This window comes from Solirubrobacter pauli (assembly GCF_003633755.1).
Taxonomy (GTDB): Bacteria; Actinomycetota; Thermoleophilia; order Solirubrobacterales; family Solirubrobacteraceae; genus Solirubrobacter; species Solirubrobacter pauli.
The window spans coordinates 1,241,115-1,257,665 of sequence record NZ_RBIL01000002.1 but is presented as its reverse complement, the minus strand read 5'-3'; the positions used below and the strand labels follow the sequence as shown (position 1 = coordinate 1,257,665).

The following is a 16,551-nucleotide window of genomic DNA, read 5'->3' as shown; positions in this document are numbered from 1 at the left end:
ATGGCTACACCGGCGCACCTCGGCGCGCCGGGATCGACGCCCGCAGCACGGTGCCGGCGCCGGGCGAGGACTCGACCTGCACGGTCCCGTTCACGAGCGCGACCCGTTCGCGCATGCCGATCAGGCCGAAGCCGCTGGACTGGTGCTGTGGGTCGAACCCGGCGCCGTCGTCGCGGACCGTCAGGTCGATGTCGCCGTCGCCGTCGCGCAGGTGCACGGAGACGGTGGCCGCCCGGGCGTGCTTGGCGATGTTGGTCAGCGCCTCCTGGACGAGCCGGTAGACCGTCGACTCGATCTCCGGCGCGAACCGCGGCTCGGCGAAGTCCACGTCGAGCTGGACCTCGAGGTCGGTCTGGCGGGCGAAGCGCGCAACGAGCGACTCCAGCGCGGGCGTGATCCCCAGCTCGTCCAGCGCGGCCGGGCGCAGCTCGGTGATCAGCGAGCGCAGGTCGCCGACGGCGGTGGTGATCTGCTCGAGCGCCTGCTCGATCGCGCCGCTCATCCGCTCGGCGTCGCCGCTGCGGCGCGCGCCCGAGAGCAGCATGCGCAGGCCGGCGAGCTGCTGGAGCGTGTCGTCGTGCAGCTCGCGCGCCCACCGCGTGCGCTCGGCCTCCGACGCCTCGATCGAGCGGCGGAGCGCCTCCTCGCTCGCGTTCTGCGCGGTCGCCACGGCGGTCGCCGCGCTGGCCGCGAACGCCTGCAGGAGCCGCTCGTCCTCCTCGTTGAACGGGCGGTCGCCGTGCATGCGGTCGATCACCGTCAGCGTGCCGACCTCGCGGTTGCGGAACACCATCGGCGCGACGATCCGGTCGCCGCCGTCCTCGCCGTGATCGCCGGCCACGGCGGCCAGCACGTAGTCCTCACCGTCGCGCAGCGCGATCTCGGCGGCGCGGGCGTCGATCAGCGCCCGCGAGCGCTTGACGACCAGCTCCAGCACGCGGCCCAGGTCCGTCATGCCGCCTAGCGCGCGGCTGATCTCGGTCGTCGTCTCCAGCCCGCGCATCGTCCGCTCGAGCTCGTCCCGGCGCTCGCGGACCGTCCGGTACAGGCGCGCGTTGCGGATCGCGATCGCCGCCCAGTCCGACAGGACGATGGCCGACTGCTCGTCCTCGAGCGTGAACTCCTCGCCGTCCGCCTTCTCGGTCAGGTACAGGTTCCCCCACGCCTGGCCGTCGATGATCAGCGGCACGCCGAGGAACGTCGTCATCGACGGGTGCGCGAGCGGGAAGCCGTAGGACTGCGGATGCGAGCCGACGTCGGCCAGCCGGAGGGGCCGCGGGTCGCTGATCAGCACGCCGAGCACGCCGCGGCCGCGCGGCAGGTCGCCGATCGTGCGGTGGGTCTCCTCGTCGATGCCCGCGGTGAGGAAGCGCTCGAGCCGCTCCCGGCGCTCGTCGAGCACGCCGATCGCGGCGTAGCGGGCGCCGGTCAGCTCGCGCGCCACCTCGAGCAGGCGGTGCAGCACGGCGTCCGGGTCGAGCTCGGTGACGAGCGACCGACCGACCTCCACCAGGCGTGTCAAGCGGTGCTGATCCATGCGAGGCGGAGGCTAGCTCAAGCGTGCCAGTAGTTATCCCCGTACTTGGCGCGGACCCGTCGGGATGCGAAGACGGCCCGCGGTTGGCACGATCTCCCCCATGACCCGGCTGCTGATCGCCTACGACGGCTCTCCCTCCGCGAAGGCGGCGATCGCCTTCGCGGGTTCGCTCTTCGACGGCGCGTCGGCCGTCGTCGCCCACGTCCACCCACCGCCGCCCTCGGACGAGGCGGGTGCGCTGGCGCGCGTCGCCCTGTCGGACGCGATGCTCAGCGAAGGCCTCAAGCGCATGCGCGCGGACGCGGAGGCGGCCGGGCGCCGCACGGTCGACGAGGGTGTGGCGATCGCCGGCGTCGCCGGGCTGCCGGCGGAGTCGGAGCTGCGCTTCGCGCTGACCCCGTGGCGGGAACTGCGCGCGCTGGCCGAGGAGGTCGACGCCGACGTGCTCGTCGCCGGCACCCACGGCCCGCACCCGGTCGAGCGGATGATCCTCGGCAGCACCGCGTCCAGCCTCGTGCACCATGCCGAGCGGCCGCTGCTCGTGGTGCCGGGTGACAGCGACCCGTCCGGCCCGATCGTCGTCGGCTACGACGGCTCCGACCACGCCCGGTCCGCGCTCGCGTTCGCCGCGCGGCACCTGCCGGGGCGCGAGCTGCTCGTCGCGCACGCGTGGGCGGTGCCGACGCTCGTCGGCGCGCCGTCGCTGCCGCTGAGCGAGCTCGCCGACGAAGGCGCCGCCATCGCCCGCGAGGCCGGCCAGGAAGCGAGCGCGCTCACCGTCGACGGCACCGGCGGTCAGTGGCGCGCGTTGCTCGCGGCCGCCGTGGAGCAGGACGCGGCCGCGATCGTCGTCGGCTCCCGCGGACGCGGCGCGGTCGCCTCGACCGTGCTCGGCTCGGTCGCGTCGGGCCTCGTCCACGCCGCCGCGCGTCCGGTGCTGGTGGTTCCGTAGTTCCTACGGACCGCGTCCGCGGCGCGTCACGCAGCCGCGGACGCGGGTAGTTGGCAAGCTTCATCGGGTGAGCGCAGAACGAGCCGACCGCACCCAGACCACCGTCGTGATCGCCGACGACCACACGGTCGTCCGCCAAGGCCTGCGGATGCTGATCGACAACGAGGACGGCCTCCAGGTGATCGCGGAGGCCGGAACCGTGCCCGACGCCGAGCGGATGGCCCGTGCGCACCGCCCGAGCGTGCTCGTGCTCGACCTCAACATGCCCGGCGGCTCCAGCCTCGAGGCGATCCCGCGCCTGCGCGAGCACGCGGCCGACACCGCGATCGTCGTGCTGACGATGCAGGACGACCCGGCGTTCGCCCGCCAGGCGCTCCAGGCCGGCGCGCTCGGCTTCGTCCTCAAGGAGGCCGCCGACGAGGAGCTGCTGGAGGCGATCAAGCTCGCGGCCGCCGGCGACACCTACCTGAACCCGCGGCTCGGCGCCCGCCTCGCCACCACGCCCGCGGAGCCTGCGGGCCCGCCCGACGACCTCTCCGAGCGTGAGGTCGAGGTGCTGCGCCTGATCGCGCTCGGCCACACCAACGCCGAGATCGCGAGCCAGCTCTTCCTCTCCACCCGCACGGTCGAGACGCACCGCGCGCACATCCAGCAGAAGCTGCGCCGCACCACGCGTGCGGAGCTCGTGCGCTACGCGCTCGAGCACAAGCTCGTCGACCTGTAGGACTACGGGAAACCACGTACTCAGGCCGCGGCGGACCGCGGTTTCCGCAGACGCGCGCGCCCGCGAGGCTTCGGGCATGAGCACAATCCTGATCGGCGTCGACGCCACCGCGCGCTCCGAGGACGCAGTCGCGCTGGCCCGCCGCCTCGCGCGGCTCGGCGCCGGTGATGTCGTCCTCGCCACCGTCACGGCCGACCGTGACGAGGGCCACGCCACCGTCCGGCGGATGCGCGGCCTCCTCGCCGGCATCGAGCCCGAGCGCATCCGCACCGCGATCGTCCCCGGTCGCTCCGCCGCGCGTGGCCTGCACGACCTGGCGCTGGCCGAGGACGCGGCGCTGATCGTCGTCGGCTCCACCCACACGGGACGGCTCGGGCGCGCACGGCCCGGCGCCACCGGCGAGCGGCTGCTGCTCGGGGCCCCGTGCGCGGTCGCGATCGCGCCCCACGGCTACCGCACCCGGCTGGACGGCGTGCTCACGCGCGTCGGCGTGGCCTACGACGGGTCGCCCGAGGCGACGGCGGCGTTCGGCGCCGCCCACGCGGTCGCGCGCGCGACCGCCGCCCGCCTGCAGGCGTTGACCGTGATCCCGCTCGAGGTCTACGGGACCTACGCGTCCGGATACGCGGAGATCGACGCGGCGCTCCGTGGGGCGCTCGCGCGGGCGATCGAGGACGTGCCGGACGCCGAGGGCGTGGTGCTCGACGGCCGTCCCTGGGCCGCGCTCGCCGCCTACAGCGAGCAGCTGGACCTGCTGCTCGTCGGGTCGCGCGGCTACGGCCCCGTGCGGGCCGTGATCACCGGTGGGACCAGTGGGCCGCTGCTGCACCACGCGCACTGCCCCGTGGTCGTGCTGCCGCGCGGCGTCGAGCATCCGCTCGCCGGCCTGCTCGAGCCGGTGGCCGTCGCGCGATGAACGTCCTCACCGGCTGAACCGTCACCCTAGCGAGACGGCTCACGCCGGCCGCGTTCGCGGTCGTGGCGGTCTTCAGGCGCCGGGTCAGCGTCGAGGTCTGGGGATGACGCTAGTCTGAACTCGGTTCGCCCTGACCCCGCGAACGTGAAATCGCATCACGTTCGAGTCACGTAGGGAGCAGGGCAAGTGCTTCAACCCGCAACATCCGTCGGGGGCGCGCGGCAGCGCCCCCGCATCCTGCTGCTGGAGGCAGACGCCGACCTCGGCAACCTGCTCGATCCGGCTGCGCTGCAGCGTGCCCGGTCCGAGCTGAGCGTCAGCTGGGCTCCGTTGGACACGGGGCCGTGGGACGTCGCGCGCCTGCGCGGCGCCTCGATCGGGAACGCAGGGCTGCTCGTGCTCAGCGGCGTCGTCGCGCGCGAGGTCGTGCTGGCCGGCGACGTCAGCACCGAGCTGCTCGGCGCCGGTGACCTGATCCGCCCGTTCGGGATCGGCGACGAGGCGCAGATCCTCGATGCGACCGTACGTTGGAACGTCATCGGCAGCGGCCGGGTGGCCATGCTCGATACGGGTTTGATGAGCCGCGCGGCGGCCTACCCGGGGATCGCGGCGATGCTGATGGAGCGGATCGAGGCCCGGGCGCGCCGGCTCGCGACGGTCAAGGCGATCGCTCAGCTGACCCGCGTGGACGAGCGGCTCGTAGCGCTCGTGCGCCATTACTGCGAGCGCTGGGGGCGCGTCACCGGTGACGGCCTCGCGCTGCCGCTGTGCCTGTCCCACCGCATGCTGGGAGAGCTCGTCGGGGCACGACGGCCGTCGGTTTCGACCGCCGCGGCCGCCCTCGAGCGCTCGGGGCGGCTCGTCCGGCGTGCGGACGGCACGTGGCTGCTGCGGGACTCCAGCAGCGCGCCGCGCCGCGCGCCGGAGTCCGTCGCGCAGCGCCGTCGGCTCGTGCCCACCTAGACTCGGGGCCGTGCACACGGCCGACGACCTCCATCGCGCGCTGCGCGAGCTGGAAACGCGCAACGAAGCGACACCGCTGCTGGAAGCGATCCAGCACGCCGTCCGCTCGGCCGCCGCGCTGTTCAACGTCACCGGCAGCGGCGTGATGTTCATCGACGACGCCCAGGTGCTCCACTACGCGGCCGCGAGCGACGGCCACGGCCGCGAGCTCGAGCGGGCGCAGGTCCGGGCGGGCACGGGGCCGTGCGTGCAGGCGCTGGTCACCAACGAGGTCGTCAGGACCGAGGACGTCACGACGGACGAGCGCTGGCCGGAGATCCACGCCGAGATGCGCGAGACGAAGGTCCGAAGCGTGCTCGGCGTGCCGATCCACGTCGGCGGGACCGTCGTCGGCTCGCTCGACGCCTACTGCGACAAGCACCACCACTGGTCCGAGGACGAGATGAACGGCCTGCAGGCCTACGCGAAGCTGATCGAGCGCTTCCTGCTCACCGCGCTGCAGGCCCAGCGCAACGAGGAGACCGTCCGCCAGCTCGAGCACGCGCTCGAGCACCGCGTGGTGATCGAGCGCGCCGTCGGCATGCTGATGGAGCGGCACGGCCTGACCGCGTTGGACGCCTTCGAGCGGTTGCGCGGCGATGCCCGCCGGTCGCGGCGGCGCGCGGCCGACATCGCCGGCGAGATCCTCGCCGGCGCCGGCGGCTGACCGGCGCGTCGGCCGCCGAACGCGCACACGCCCGACACCGCTGAGGTACGGATGTTTGCTCAGCCGACATCTCGGGCAAGACGAGCGCGCGTCTGCGTGCCGGCGGTGCTTTCCCGTCTCCGCCTCTGCGAACGGGCTCCCCGTCGAGTCTGACCCACTCGCTTTCCGACCGGCACGCAGACGTGGACCCACGCGTGCCAGCTCCCGCACGCGCGTACGGGCATCCCCATCGCGGCGAGCGGGGGCGCGGCCGTAGGCTCGGGCGGCTCATGCGCTTCCTCCTCCCCGCTCTCGCCATCCTCGCCGTCCTCGTCGTCGCCCCGGCGGCCGAGGCCAAGCCGCGCAGTTGCGCGTCCGCCGACCTGCGCTACCCGTTCGAGCCCGGTGGGGCGAAGACGTTCGGCGTCTTCAAGCTCAAGGTCAGCGGCGCGTCCTGCATGACCGGCCACCACGCGGCGCACGCGTGGATGGCGAAGTTCGAGGCCTCACTGCGTGGCGAGGGCGAGCTCGAGGTGCCCAAGACCGCCGGCGGGTTCCGCTGGAAGCAGCTGCCGCCCAAGGCCGCGCAGACCTACCGCCTGCGCGGCGCCAAGGGCAAGACGACGGTCACGTTCGACTACGTCGTCCCCAACGGCTAGCTAGCCGTCGATGTCGGGGAACGGGTCGGGGTAGAAGTTGTCCTCGCCGATCAGGACGCCCTCCCCGACCGGGTCCGGCTGGCGCGTGTCGCGGTTGGTGTCGATCGCGAACGTCTCGACCTTGACCGTCCCGTCCGCGTAGGTCAGCTGGATCCTGCCGCCGGCCTGAACCTCGTAGGTGCCGTGCTGGTCGGGCGGGTAGCTGCCGATCGCGGTCCACGGACCCAGGCCCGGGTCACCCATGGTCGACGTCGTGCTGCGGCTCTTGATGAACTGGCCGTCGGGCGAGAGCGACAGGAACTCCTTCGTCACCGTGCAGCCGGTGATCAGGCCGCACAGGCCCTGGAACGAGTAGTGCCGGTGCTCGTTGATCGTGAACCGCTGCCCCGGCGCAGCCAGCGCGAGCGGCGCGTACGTCTCGCCGTCGATCGTCAGCTTGCCGTCCTGGAAGGTGCCGGTCTTGTCCCCGATGACCACGGCACCGGTCTTCTCGTCGTAGCTGTAGGTGAGGCAGCCGTCGCGCGTGTCGAACTCGTCACCGGGCTCGGCGGGCGGCGTCGTGCACGCGGTCGGCAGGCCGCCGGCCGGGAAGCCGCTGTAGACCGTGCCGCCGTCGACGAAGTACAAGCCGCGGTTGTCCCACGCCCAGTCGACGTGGTTGACCGTGCGCCACCAGTAGGTGCCCACGATCGGGCTCTTCTTGGCCTCCGCCTGCGGCGTCGGCTTCGGCGCGAGCTTCTTCGCCTTGCCGATCCGCAGCAGCACCGTGCTCGACGTCTTGAGCTTGCCGGCCTTGACCGTGACCTTCAGCGAGGTCGCCTTCTTGGCCGTCTTGCCGAGCTTGACCTTCAGCGTGACCGTCCGCTTCTGCGCCGGCTTGAGCGCGGCCAGCGGCTTGACCCTGCTCACCGAGAGCCCACGGGCCTTGCCGGCCGAGACCGTCACCTTCGACGACCGCTTCGAGCCGTCGTTGGCGATCTTGAGCTTCAGCCGCATCGTCTTGTTGCGCTTGATCGTCGACGGCGCCCCGGTCAGGGACACGGTGAGCTTCGCGGCGGCCGGCACCTTCACCGGCGGCGTGTTGGCGACGACGGGCGGCTGCGGGACGGGTGTGGCCGCGGGCGGAGCCGGTGTGGCCGTGGGGGTCGGCGTGGGCGTGGCGGCCGGCGGCGCCTCGGCGGCCATCGGGAACGGCGTCTCCAGCTGGTCGAAGTACGCGTCGTAGTCGCGGCTCTTCGCGATCCCAGCATGAGCGCAGTCGAACGGGAGCGCGAGGTTCGGGTCGCCGGTCGCGCTGAGCGTCACCGTCGTCCCCTCCCGCGTGAGCGTTGCCGACTTGGCGGCGCTGCCGACGACGTAGACCGCGGCCCCGCTGCTCATCTCGCCGAAGAAGTACGCCGCCGGCTCGCTGCACGTGCCGTCCGCCGAACGCGTGCCGAGGACCCCGTACGGATAGCCGTTCGCCGCGGGTGTGGCCGCGAGGCGCATGGCGATCGCCGCGGTGCCGGCGTCGTTGGCCGCCGCGGCCGCCTGAAGGATGTCGTGGCCGTTGTTGCCGCCATTGACAACGCTGTCTCCGGCCGGGTCGTTGCCGCTGCCCGTCCGTGTCGTCGCTTCCGCCGGCGCTGCGGTCATCGCGAAGGCGATGACGAGCGCCAGCACGCCCTGCCGTGCTGCCATGGCGGCAAACCTATCGGACCGCTTGGCCCGTTTCGACACTTAACCTGTAATCAGGCGCGCTGCCTAGCCTTGGGGCATGGCTTCCACCGCGCTCGTCCGCCCCTCCCGGGGCCGCATGATCGCCGGCGTCTGCGCCGGGCTGGCCCGCCGCTTCGGCATGAAGCCGTGGCAGGTCCGCACGCTGTTCGTGCTCTCGTGCCTGCTGCCCGGACCGCAGATCCTGCTCTACATCGCGCTCTGGATCATCATGCCGAAGGCGCGGGGCTACTGAGCCGCGCGCCGCTGACGCCCGCCAGCGCGAGCATCAGCACCGCGCTGACGACGCACCACTGGCAGATCGCCTGGATCTCGGCGATCTCGACGTACGTGAGATAGAGGCTGAACGCCGCGCCCGTGAGCGCGACGAAGCCGGCCGCCATCCGTGAGAGCTCCTCCGGCAGCGCCAGCGTGGCGAGCAGCGCCAGATAGCCGCCGAGGCCGAGCACCGCGACCGGGATGCCGAACAGCGCGGCGTACTCGGAGCTCTGCACGCGCTCGCAGCCGCCACCGCCGCCGACGCAGAACGGCTCCAGGCCCGCGTAGTGCACCCACGTGAGGTAGCCCGCGACGGCCACGCCGATCGTGGCGAGCACCGCGGTCGCGATCCTCATCGCAGGGCCTCGTCGAGCGCGGCCGTGAACGCCTCCGGCTCCAGGTCGTCGATCTTCAACGGGGTCTCGTCGTGGCCGCGGCGGAGGAAGAACGTGGGCGTGGAGCTCACCCCGAGCCGGTCGGCCGCGGTCTGCGCCTGCTTGAGCACGCGGTCGGCGGTGGCGTCGTCGTCCGCCGCGGCGTCGTGGTCGGCGCCCGCGGCGGCTGCCGCCGCCTTCAGGAAGTCGTCGCTGACGTAGCCCGTGTTCTCCTGGCCCTGCGCGGCGAAGAACGCGTCGGTGAACCCCCAGAAGCGGTCCTGGTCGGTGGTCGCGGCCGCGAGCCGGCCGGCCTTGACCGAGTCCTCGCCGACGAACGTGAGCAGGTTCAGCTCCAGCTTGAGCTTGCCCGGACGGACGTAGCGCTCGATGACCGTCGGCAGCACGTCGCGGGCGTAGGCGCCGCAGAACGGGCACTGCAGGTCGGCGAACTCGACGAGCGTGACGGGCGCCGACGGCGATCCGAGCCGGATGCCGTCCTGCGGGATGCCCGCGAACCGCTCGCTGATCGCCTGCGGCTGCGCGACCGCGTCGTCCTGGGACACGCGCGACACGGTCACGACGCCCGCCGTCAACACGATCGCGGCGGCCGCGACGATCCCCACCCGCCGGCGCGCGCCTCGCCGCTGCGTGGCGCGCCGTTCCTCGGCCTCGATCGCCTCCCGCCGCTTGCGCGCGGCCTCCTTCTGCTGCACCCGTGAGCTCATGGGAGGAACATCGCCGCCCACGGACCGGCGGGAATCCGCAGCTCCCCGCGGCCGGCTGCGGCTTTCCCGCAGTTCTGGACGCGTGGGTCCGCGTACGCTCGGCACATGTTGATGCGACGCTGCGTGAACCCGGTCGTCGACCGGCTGCTGCGGTCGCGCTGCCACGCGCTCGCGGGGCGCCACACGGTGCTGCTGGAGGTGCGTGGTCGCGGCACCGGGCGCGTGTTCCGCGTGCCGGTCAGCGCACGTGAGGACGGCTCAGGCGCGCTGGTGATCCGCAGCCGCCCCGGCCGGACGTGGTGGCGCAACCTCCGCGGCGGCGCAGCGGTGGGCGTCTGGATCGGCGGGTCCCGCCGCACCGGCAGCGCCACGGTGCTCGAGGACGGTCAGGAGCCGCGCGTCTCGTTGCGCTTGGACTGATCGCGGACCGAGCCGGCGTGGGCGCGCGCGTCCGGGTCCCGCCGCGACTTGACCAGGCTCGCCACGGTCGTGATGACGAGGATGACGACGATCACGACCAGGCTCGTGGACGTCTCGATCTCGGGGATGTCGTCGCTCTGCAAGTGACCGAAGTGCAGGATCAGCTTCGCGCCGATGAACGCCAGGATCAGCGACAGGCCGGTCGAGAGGTAGACGAGCCGGTCCAGCAGCCCGGACACCAGGAAGAACAGCGCGCGCAGCCCGAGCAGCGCGAACGCGTTCGCGGCGAACACGATGAACGCCTCCTCGGTGATGCCGAAGATCGCCGGGATCGAGTCCAGCGCGAACAGGATGTCGGTGCTGCCGATCGCCAGCAGGACCAGGAACAGCGGCGTGAACACCTTCCGGCCGTCGATCCGCGTGCGCAGCTTGCCCTCGTCGTACTGGTCGGTGAACGGCAGCCGCCGGCGAGCGAACGTCACCAGCGCGTTGTCCTCGACGCTCGGGTCCTGCTCGCGGTGCCGGAACAGCTGCACGGCCGTGAAGATCAGCAGCGCGCCGAAGATCAGGAACATGAAGCTGAACGCGGCGAGCAGCGCCGCCCCGAGCGCGATGAAGATCGCACGCAGGACCAGCGCCAGCAGGATCCCGATCGTGAGCACCTTCTGCTGGTGGACCGCCGGCACCGCGAACGTGCTCATGATCACGACGAACACGAACAGGTTGTCGACGGACAGGCTCTTCTCGACGACGTAGCCCGCGAAGTACTCGGCGCCGTACTCCCAGCCGGCGACGATGCCGAACACGATGCCGAAGCCGACGGCCACGCCGATGTAGAAGACCGACCAGCCCACCGCTTCCCGGAAGCCGACGACGTGGGCGCGCCGGCCTCCGGAGATCATGAGGTCGAGGACGAACAGGGCGGCGATCAGGCCGAGGGTGATGGCCCAGCCGGCAGCGGTGACTTCGAGCACACGTCATTCGTACCCGCCGAACATGAGCAACTTCTCATCGCCCGCGAACGCGGCGCGGTCACGTCCTCTGTCGCCGGTGCGCTACTGGCAGGCTTCGCACTCCTCCCCGTTGCGCATCGCCTCGATCGAGCACGCGAGCGCGGCCGCGTCCGTGACCGGCACCGGCTCGGCGACCGCCGCCGGACGGCCCACGGTCGCCTTCTCGATCGACGACGCCCCGAGCGTGCGCAGGTAGTACGTGGTCTTGAGCCCCGCACGCCACGCCCGGCGGTACATGTGGCTCATCGCCTTCATGTCGGGTGCCGCGAGGAACAGGTTCACCGACTGCGACTGGTCGATCCACTTCTGCCGCCGCGCCGCCGCGTCGATGAGCCACTCGGGCTCGATCTGGAACGCCGTGCGGTAGCGCTCGCGCAGCTCGGCCGGCACCCCGGCGATCTGGCTCACGTCGCCCTCGCGCGCCTTGAGCTGCTCCGCCATGTCGGCGTCCCACAGCCCGGCGGCCTTCAGGTCACGCACCAGGAACGGGTTGACGACCACGAAGTCCCCGGAGAGGTTCGACTTGGCGAACAGGTTCTTGTACGTCGGCTCGATGCACGGCGACGTGCCCATGATGTTGGCGATCGTCGCGGTCGGCGCGATCGCGAGCACGTTGGAGTTGCGCATGCCCTGCGCGGCGATCTTGGCCCGCACCGGCGCCCAGTCCAGCTTCCCGCCGCGCGGCACGTCGACCGCCTCGCCGCGCTCCTGCTCGAGCAGCTCCACGGTGTCCTGCGGCAGCAGGCCGCGGTGCCACTTCGAACCGCTGTAGGACGGGTAGGTGCCGCGTTCGGCCGCCAGGTCGGACGATGCCTCGTAGGCGTAGTAGGCGACGGCCTCCATCATCTCGTCCGAGAACGCGACGCCCTCCGGCGACGCGAACGCCTCGCCGCGGCGGTACAGCGCGTGCTGCAGGCCCATGACGCCGAGCCCGACCGGCCGATGGCGCCCGTTGGCGGTCTTGGCCGGCTCCGTCGGGTAGAAGTTGACGTCGATCACGCAGTCCAGCGCCCGGACCGCGACCCGCACCGTCTCCCGCAGCTTCGCGTGGTCGATCTCGCCCGACGGCGTCAGGTGCTGATCCAGCACGACCGAGCCGAGGTTGCACACCGCCGTCTCGTCCGGGCCCGTGTTGAGCGTGATCTCGGTGCAGAGGTTGCTCGAGTGGATCACGCCCGCGTGGTCCTGCGGGCTGCGGACGTTGCACGGGTCCTTGAACGTCAGCCACGGGTGCCCGGTCTCGAACAGCATCTTGAGCATCTGCTTCCACAGCTCGAGCGCGGGGATCGTCTCGCCGTGAAGCTCCCCCGCCGCGACGCGGCGCTCGTACTCGACGTAGCGGCGCTCGAACTCGGCGCCGTACGTCTCGTGCAGGTCGGGGACGTCGTTGGAGCGGAACAGCGTCCACTGCCCGCGCGCCTCCACGCGCTGCATGAACAGGTCGGGGATCCAGCACGCGGTGCTCATGTCGTGCGTGCGCCGGCGCTCGTCCCCCGTGTTGCGTCGCAGCTCGAGGAACTCGCGGATGTCGTTGTGCCAGACCTCGAGGTAGGCGCAGCCCGACCCCGCCCGCTTGCCGCCCTGGTTGACGGCCACGAGCTGGTCGTTGTGCATCTTCAGGAACGGCACGACGCCCTGCGACTCGCCGTTCGTCGACTCGATGTGGCTGCCCGTGCCGCGCACCGCCGTCCACGAGCCGCCGAGGCCGCCCGCCCACTTCGAGCACATCGCGTTCTCGGCGATGCCGCGCCCCACGATCGACGACAGCGTGTCCTCGATCTTGTAGACGTAGCACGAGCTCAGCTGGGAGTGGGCGGTGCCCGCGTTGAACAGCGTCGGCGTCGACGAGCAGAACCGGCGTTGGCGGTAGAGCCCGTACAGGTCCAGCGCGCGGGTGTCGCGCTCCTCCTCGCGCTCGCCGAGGCAGACACCCATCGCCACGCGCAGCCAGAACAGCTGCGGCGCCTCCAGCCGGCGCGGCGCGGCGCCGGTCTTGTCGACGATCAGGTACCGGTCATAGAGCGTCTGCAGGCCGAGGAAGTCGAAGTCCAGGTCGGCCGTCGGGTCCAGGCCCGCGGCGAGCCGGCGCAGGTCGTACTCGAGCAGCCGCGGGTCGATCCGGCCGATCTTCACGCCGTGGCGCAGCGTCGCGGCCAGCGCCCGCTCGTGCGCGCCCTTGAGCGCGCCGACGCCGTCGCGGACGATGTCCCACCCCAGCGTCTCCTCGTAGATGTACGAGAGCAGGATGCGGCCGGCGAAGCGCGAGAACTCCGAGTCACGCTCCATCAGCGCCTTGGCGTTGAGCACCACCAGCCGCCGCAGGTCCGCCCGCGGGATGCCGGGCCGCACGGCGCGCCGCAGCTCGCGCTCCAGCGCGGCGGCGTCCAGCGGCAGCTCGAGCCCGATCGACGCGAACGCGATCCGCTCGCGCAGGTCGGCGCCGGTCCACTGCGTCTCCCGGCCGTCCGCCTCGAGGACGGGCATCGCCGGCGGGGCCGCCGGCGCGTCCTGCTCGCGGGCCCGCAGCATCGCCCGCTCGGCGCGGTAGACGATGTAGCGCTCGGCCACCCGCATGTGGCCCGCGAGCACGAGCTCCTCCTGGACGATGTCCTGCACCGTCTCCATCGGCACGTACGCGGTGCCGAGCCCGTGCGCCCGCTCCTCGACGCGCGCGGCGAGCGCCACCGCCGGCTCGGACTCGAGCGCCAGCGACAGGAACGCCTTGCGGATGGCGCGCTCGATCTTCGTGGTGTCCCACGGTGCGATCTCGCCCGAGCGGCGGATCAGCCGCACGGTGGCCGTGCCGGCATGCTCCACCCCGGGCGCGGACGGGAGCGCTCGGCGCAGCACGAGCGCCTTCGCGACGTCCACGTAGCCGGCCGCGATCAGCGCGGCCTCGACGAGCGTGGAGACGTCGTGGACGGTGACCGTCGCGGCGCCTTCGAGGCGCGAGAGGACGTCCGCCGTGATCGCGCGGACGATCGCGCGCGCCGCGGTCGTGTCGGCCTCCTCGCCGTCGGCGGCGGCGAGCACCGCGAGCGCGTCGGCCACCATGCCGGCGGGGAGGACCGCGCTCAGGGGCGCCGCTCCCCCGTCCTCGCCGACCACGCGCACCGGCGGCGCATCCAGCTCGGGCAGGCCGATCGCCGGCAGCGACTCGACCGCGGCCGCGCGCTTGAGGTCCAGGTCGCGGATGATCTCCTCGAACTCGATCAGCATGGCCCTAGAGCTCCTCGTCCGCGACGACCGCCAACGACGACGCCTTCTGGTACTCGGTGACGCGTCCCTCGAAGAAGTTCTGCTCGCGACGCACGTCCATCAGCTCGGCGAGCCACGGCAGCGGGTTCTCCAACGCGACGTCCCGCAGCGGCTCCAGCCCGACGCCCGCCAGGCGACGGTCGGCGACGTAGTCGATGTAGGTGGAGAAGTCCTCTGCGTCGAGGCCGACGCCCGCGACCGGCAGGCAGTCGGCGATGAAGCGCTGCTCGAGCGCGACCGCCTCGCGCATCAGCTCGCGCAGCTCCTCCCGGAAGGCGGGCGTCCAGATGCCCGGGTTCTCGGCCACCAGCTCGAGCAGCAGGCGACGGAACAGCTCGATGTGGTTGGACTCGTCCCGCAGCGTGTAGCGGAACATCGTCCCGATGCCGGGCAGCTTGCCCTGCCGGTAGAGCGACAGGATCATCCCGAACAGGCCGTAGAACTGCGTGCCCTCCATGCACTGGCCGAACACGAAGACGTTGCGCGCCAGGAGCCGCAGCGCCTCGGGATCCGTCATGTCCAGGTCCCGCCGCAGCGCGTGCGAGACGTCGGTGACGAAGCGGTTCTTGGCCACGATGGTCGGGATGTCGTCGAACATCGCCTCGCACTCGTGCGGGTCGATCCCGAGCGAGGCGATCATGTACAGCAGCGAGTCCGCGTGGATGTTCTCCTCGTGCGCGTGGCGGCCGAGCACCAGCTTGAGCTCCGAGGCCGTCACCAGCTCCCGGACCACGCCGATCACGTTGTCGCCGACGATGCCCTCGGCCGCGCTGAAGTAGCCGATGCCCATCCGGACGATCCAGCGATCGATGTCGCTCAGGGCTCCGCTCCCGCCCACCCCGCGCCACTGCTCGATGTCCTTGCCCATCTGGACGTCTTCCGGCTCCCAGTGGTTGGCCTTCATCGTCCGATAGAGCTCGTACGCCCAGCCGTAGCGGAGCGGGAGCAGGTTGAAGCTCAGCGTCTCACGGCCGCCGACGACGCGCTTGGCCGCCAGTGCCGCCTCCGCCTTCGCGCGGTCGAGCACGAACGTGCGTGAGCCGAGTGTGTATGTGGTCTGCATGCGAGGCCTCCTGTCGATCGGTGGGAGGAGGCCTCGAGGACGCACGTGCTGTGCACACGCGCGCTCGCGTCGGCTGCCCTTCTACCGAGGGACGATCCAACGGGCTCCACAGCAGGTGATCGGGCTTAGGCGTCGAGATGCCAATACCGTTGCGGGACAGCGCCGGACTCTCACCGGACTTCCCCTTGACTGTGGGCCGTATGTTCGGGTCGAGGAAGCTACGGACCCGGTCGGACGGAAAGCGCATCGAGGACCGCGCGCTCGACGTACCCACCGCGGGACTGGACGTCGTCCGCCGAGAAGTGGAGGACCACGTAGCCCGCCTGGCGCAGCGCTTGGTCGCGGTGGAGGTCGGCGTTGCGGTTCCACGGGCGCCCGTGGTGCGGGCCGTCGATCTCGACGGCCACGAGCCGGTCCGGCCAGCGAAAGTCGACCTCGAACCCGAGATGGACGACGTTGACGAGCGGCTCGGGCAGCGCGAAGGTCAGGAACACGTCTTCGGCGGTCGAACGCGTGCCGGCGCTGCCGCCCGCATGCAGGTCGAACGCCTTCTTGAGGGTCGCCACGCCGTGACGGCCGGGGGCTTCCGGAAGCCACGTCGGGAGGCCCTTGAACGCGGCTCGGTGGACGACGTTCGCGAGCTGGAAGGGCGTGAGGACGTCGGCGAAGTCCGCGTAGAGGCGCGAGATCCGGGTCACGGGAATGCCCTTGACCGTCGTGATGTCCCGAGCGTCGAGCGTTCGGCAGTAGTGGACGCGGGCGCCGTCGAGGGTGCGCTTGCGCGGGGAGACGACATCGATGAGAGGCGAGCGGAAGCGCGAGACGTCGAGCAGGGTCCCGGCGGCGTAGTGGCTGAGCCCCGCGCCCTCCCCGCAGGCCAGGACGGCCGCGAGCCACAGCGCCTCGCGCGAGAGCGGCGCCTGCGCGGTCGTGTAGACGCAGCGAAAGACCCGCCGAAGCTCGCCGCGCTGCGCCCCCTTGGAGATCGCGCCGCGGGTGAGGCCGAGCGCGATGAGCTGCTCGTAGGTGATGAGATCGCGCTGTCGAGCGGCGATCTGGCGAGGGGTATGCCCCGCCAGCTTCCTGTGAGGCGACTGAGCGGGCATACCCCACAGCTTCCAGCCGACTACGGGCACGGAACAAGACGCAGCTCCGACGAAACCGTGCCGAGACACGCGCAGAAGACGCGCGGCGGGGACCGGCTTCGCAGCTCCCCAGCTCGGAGGCGATCCCCGCCGGCGTCAGGCGGGCGGCGGTGACGGGACGGTCAGGGCCGCTCGCGGGA

The 16,551-nt window shown here is 72.0% G+C and carries 16 protein-coding genes and 1 riboswitch; of the genes, 8 read left to right on the top strand and 8 right to left on the bottom strand.

What is annotated here, in order from left to right; genetic code table 11:
* Positions 1-4 precede the first annotated feature (4 nt).
* Positions 5-1,537 carry a GAF domain-containing sensor histidine kinase gene (locus C8N24_RS25615; protein WP_121255482.1) on the bottom strand — a complete coding sequence of 511 codons (1,533 nt, stop codon included), beginning with the start codon at positions 1,535-1,537 and terminating at the stop codon, positions 5-7.
* Between the two features lie 100 nt (positions 1,538-1,637).
* On the opposite strand from C8N24_RS25615, the gene C8N24_RS25610 reads away from it, so the two are divergent.
* From C8N24_RS25610 to C8N24_RS25590, 6 genes are all read left to right on the top strand, one after another.
* On the top strand, positions 1,638-2,489 hold the full coding sequence (locus tag C8N24_RS25610; protein ID WP_170179411.1) for a universal stress protein: 852 nt from the start codon (positions 1,638-1,640) through the stop codon (positions 2,487-2,489).
* 67 nt (positions 2,490-2,556) lie between these two features.
* The gene (locus C8N24_RS25605) at positions 2,557-3,213 is read left to right on the top strand and encodes a response regulator (RefSeq protein ID WP_245971972.1); all 657 of its coding nucleotides are present in this window, start codon (positions 2,557-2,559) and stop codon (positions 3,211-3,213) included.
* Positions 3,214-3,289: 76 nt separating this feature from the next.
* Positions 3,290-4,129: a universal stress protein gene (locus C8N24_RS25600; RefSeq protein ID WP_121255478.1), complete on the top strand. Its 840-nt coding sequence runs from the start codon at positions 3,290-3,292 to the stop codon at positions 4,127-4,129.
* A gap of 186 nt (positions 4,130-4,315) precedes the next feature.
* Complete coding sequence (locus C8N24_RS33430; RefSeq protein WP_147447987.1) at positions 4,316-5,092, top strand: cyclic nucleotide-binding domain-containing protein; 777 nt, start codon at positions 4,316-4,318, stop codon at positions 5,090-5,092.
* Between the two features lie 10 nt (positions 5,093-5,102).
* Positions 5,103-5,798, top strand: a complete 696-nt coding sequence (locus C8N24_RS25595; protein WP_147447986.1) for a GAF and ANTAR domain-containing protein — start codon at positions 5,103-5,105, stop codon at positions 5,796-5,798.
* Between the two features lie 269 nt (positions 5,799-6,067).
* Positions 6,068-6,436, top strand: coding sequence for a hypothetical protein (locus tag C8N24_RS25590; protein WP_121255474.1), 369 nt, complete (start codon positions 6,068-6,070; stop codon positions 6,434-6,436).
* On the opposite strand, the gene C8N24_RS34325 is transcribed toward C8N24_RS25590, so the two are convergent.
* Positions 6,437-8,116, bottom strand: a complete 1,680-nt coding sequence (locus C8N24_RS34325) for a hypothetical protein (RefSeq protein ID WP_170179410.1) — start codon at positions 8,114-8,116, stop codon at positions 6,437-6,439. It lies immediately after the preceding gene.
* 76 nt (positions 8,117-8,192) lie between these two features.
* On the opposite strand from C8N24_RS34325, the gene C8N24_RS25575 reads away from it, so the two are divergent.
* On the top strand, positions 8,193-8,387 hold the full coding sequence (locus C8N24_RS25575; RefSeq protein ID WP_121255470.1) for a PspC domain-containing protein: 195 nt from the start codon (positions 8,193-8,195) through the stop codon (positions 8,385-8,387).
* On the opposite strand, the gene C8N24_RS25570 is transcribed toward C8N24_RS25575, so the two are convergent.
* Both C8N24_RS25570 and C8N24_RS25565 read right to left on the bottom strand, forming a co-directional pair.
* Positions 8,362-8,766, bottom strand: a complete 405-nt coding sequence (locus C8N24_RS25570) for a vitamin K epoxide reductase family protein (RefSeq protein WP_121255467.1) — start codon at positions 8,764-8,766, stop codon at positions 8,362-8,364. The genes C8N24_RS25575 and C8N24_RS25570 overlap by 26 nt on opposite strands.
* A complete protein-coding gene (locus tag C8N24_RS25565; protein WP_121255465.1) occupies positions 8,763-9,512 on the bottom strand; it encodes a DsbA family protein in 750 nt (249 codons plus the stop codon). The genes C8N24_RS25570 and C8N24_RS25565 overlap by 4 nt, the downstream gene beginning before the upstream one ends.
* A gap of 105 nt (positions 9,513-9,617) precedes the next feature.
* Between C8N24_RS25565 and C8N24_RS25560 the strand changes: the two genes are divergently transcribed.
* A complete protein-coding gene (locus C8N24_RS25560) occupies positions 9,618-9,932 on the top strand; it encodes a nitroreductase/quinone reductase family protein (RefSeq protein ID WP_121255463.1) in 315 nt (104 codons plus the stop codon).
* Here C8N24_RS25560 and C8N24_RS25555 read toward each other — a convergent pair.
* From C8N24_RS25555 to C8N24_RS25540, 4 genes are all read right to left on the bottom strand, one after another.
* Entirely contained in the window at positions 9,899-10,906 is a 1,008-nt protein-coding gene (locus C8N24_RS25555) for a TerC/Alx family metal homeostasis membrane protein (RefSeq protein ID WP_121255461.1), read from the bottom strand. The two genes, C8N24_RS25560 and C8N24_RS25555, sit on opposite strands and share 34 nt — an antisense overlap.
* A gap of 81 nt (positions 10,907-10,987) precedes the next feature.
* Positions 10,988-14,164, bottom strand: coding sequence for a ribonucleoside-diphosphate reductase subunit alpha (locus tag C8N24_RS25550; protein ID WP_121255459.1), 3,177 nt, complete (start codon positions 14,162-14,164; stop codon positions 10,988-10,990).
* A gap of 4 nt (positions 14,165-14,168) precedes the next feature.
* The gene (locus C8N24_RS25545; protein ID WP_121255457.1) at positions 14,169-15,266 is read right to left on the bottom strand and encodes a ribonucleotide-diphosphate reductase subunit beta; all 1,098 of its coding nucleotides are present in this window, start codon (positions 15,264-15,266) and stop codon (positions 14,169-14,171) included.
* A gap of 93 nt (positions 15,267-15,359) precedes the next feature.
* Positions 15,360-15,475: riboswitch (cobalamin riboswitch) on the bottom strand.
* A 9-nt stretch (positions 15,476-15,484) separates the two neighbouring features.
* Positions 15,485-16,372, bottom strand: coding sequence for a type IV toxin-antitoxin system AbiEi family antitoxin domain-containing protein (locus C8N24_RS25540; protein ID WP_121255455.1), 888 nt, complete (start codon positions 16,370-16,372; stop codon positions 15,485-15,487).
* Positions 16,373-16,551 lie beyond the last annotated feature (179 nt).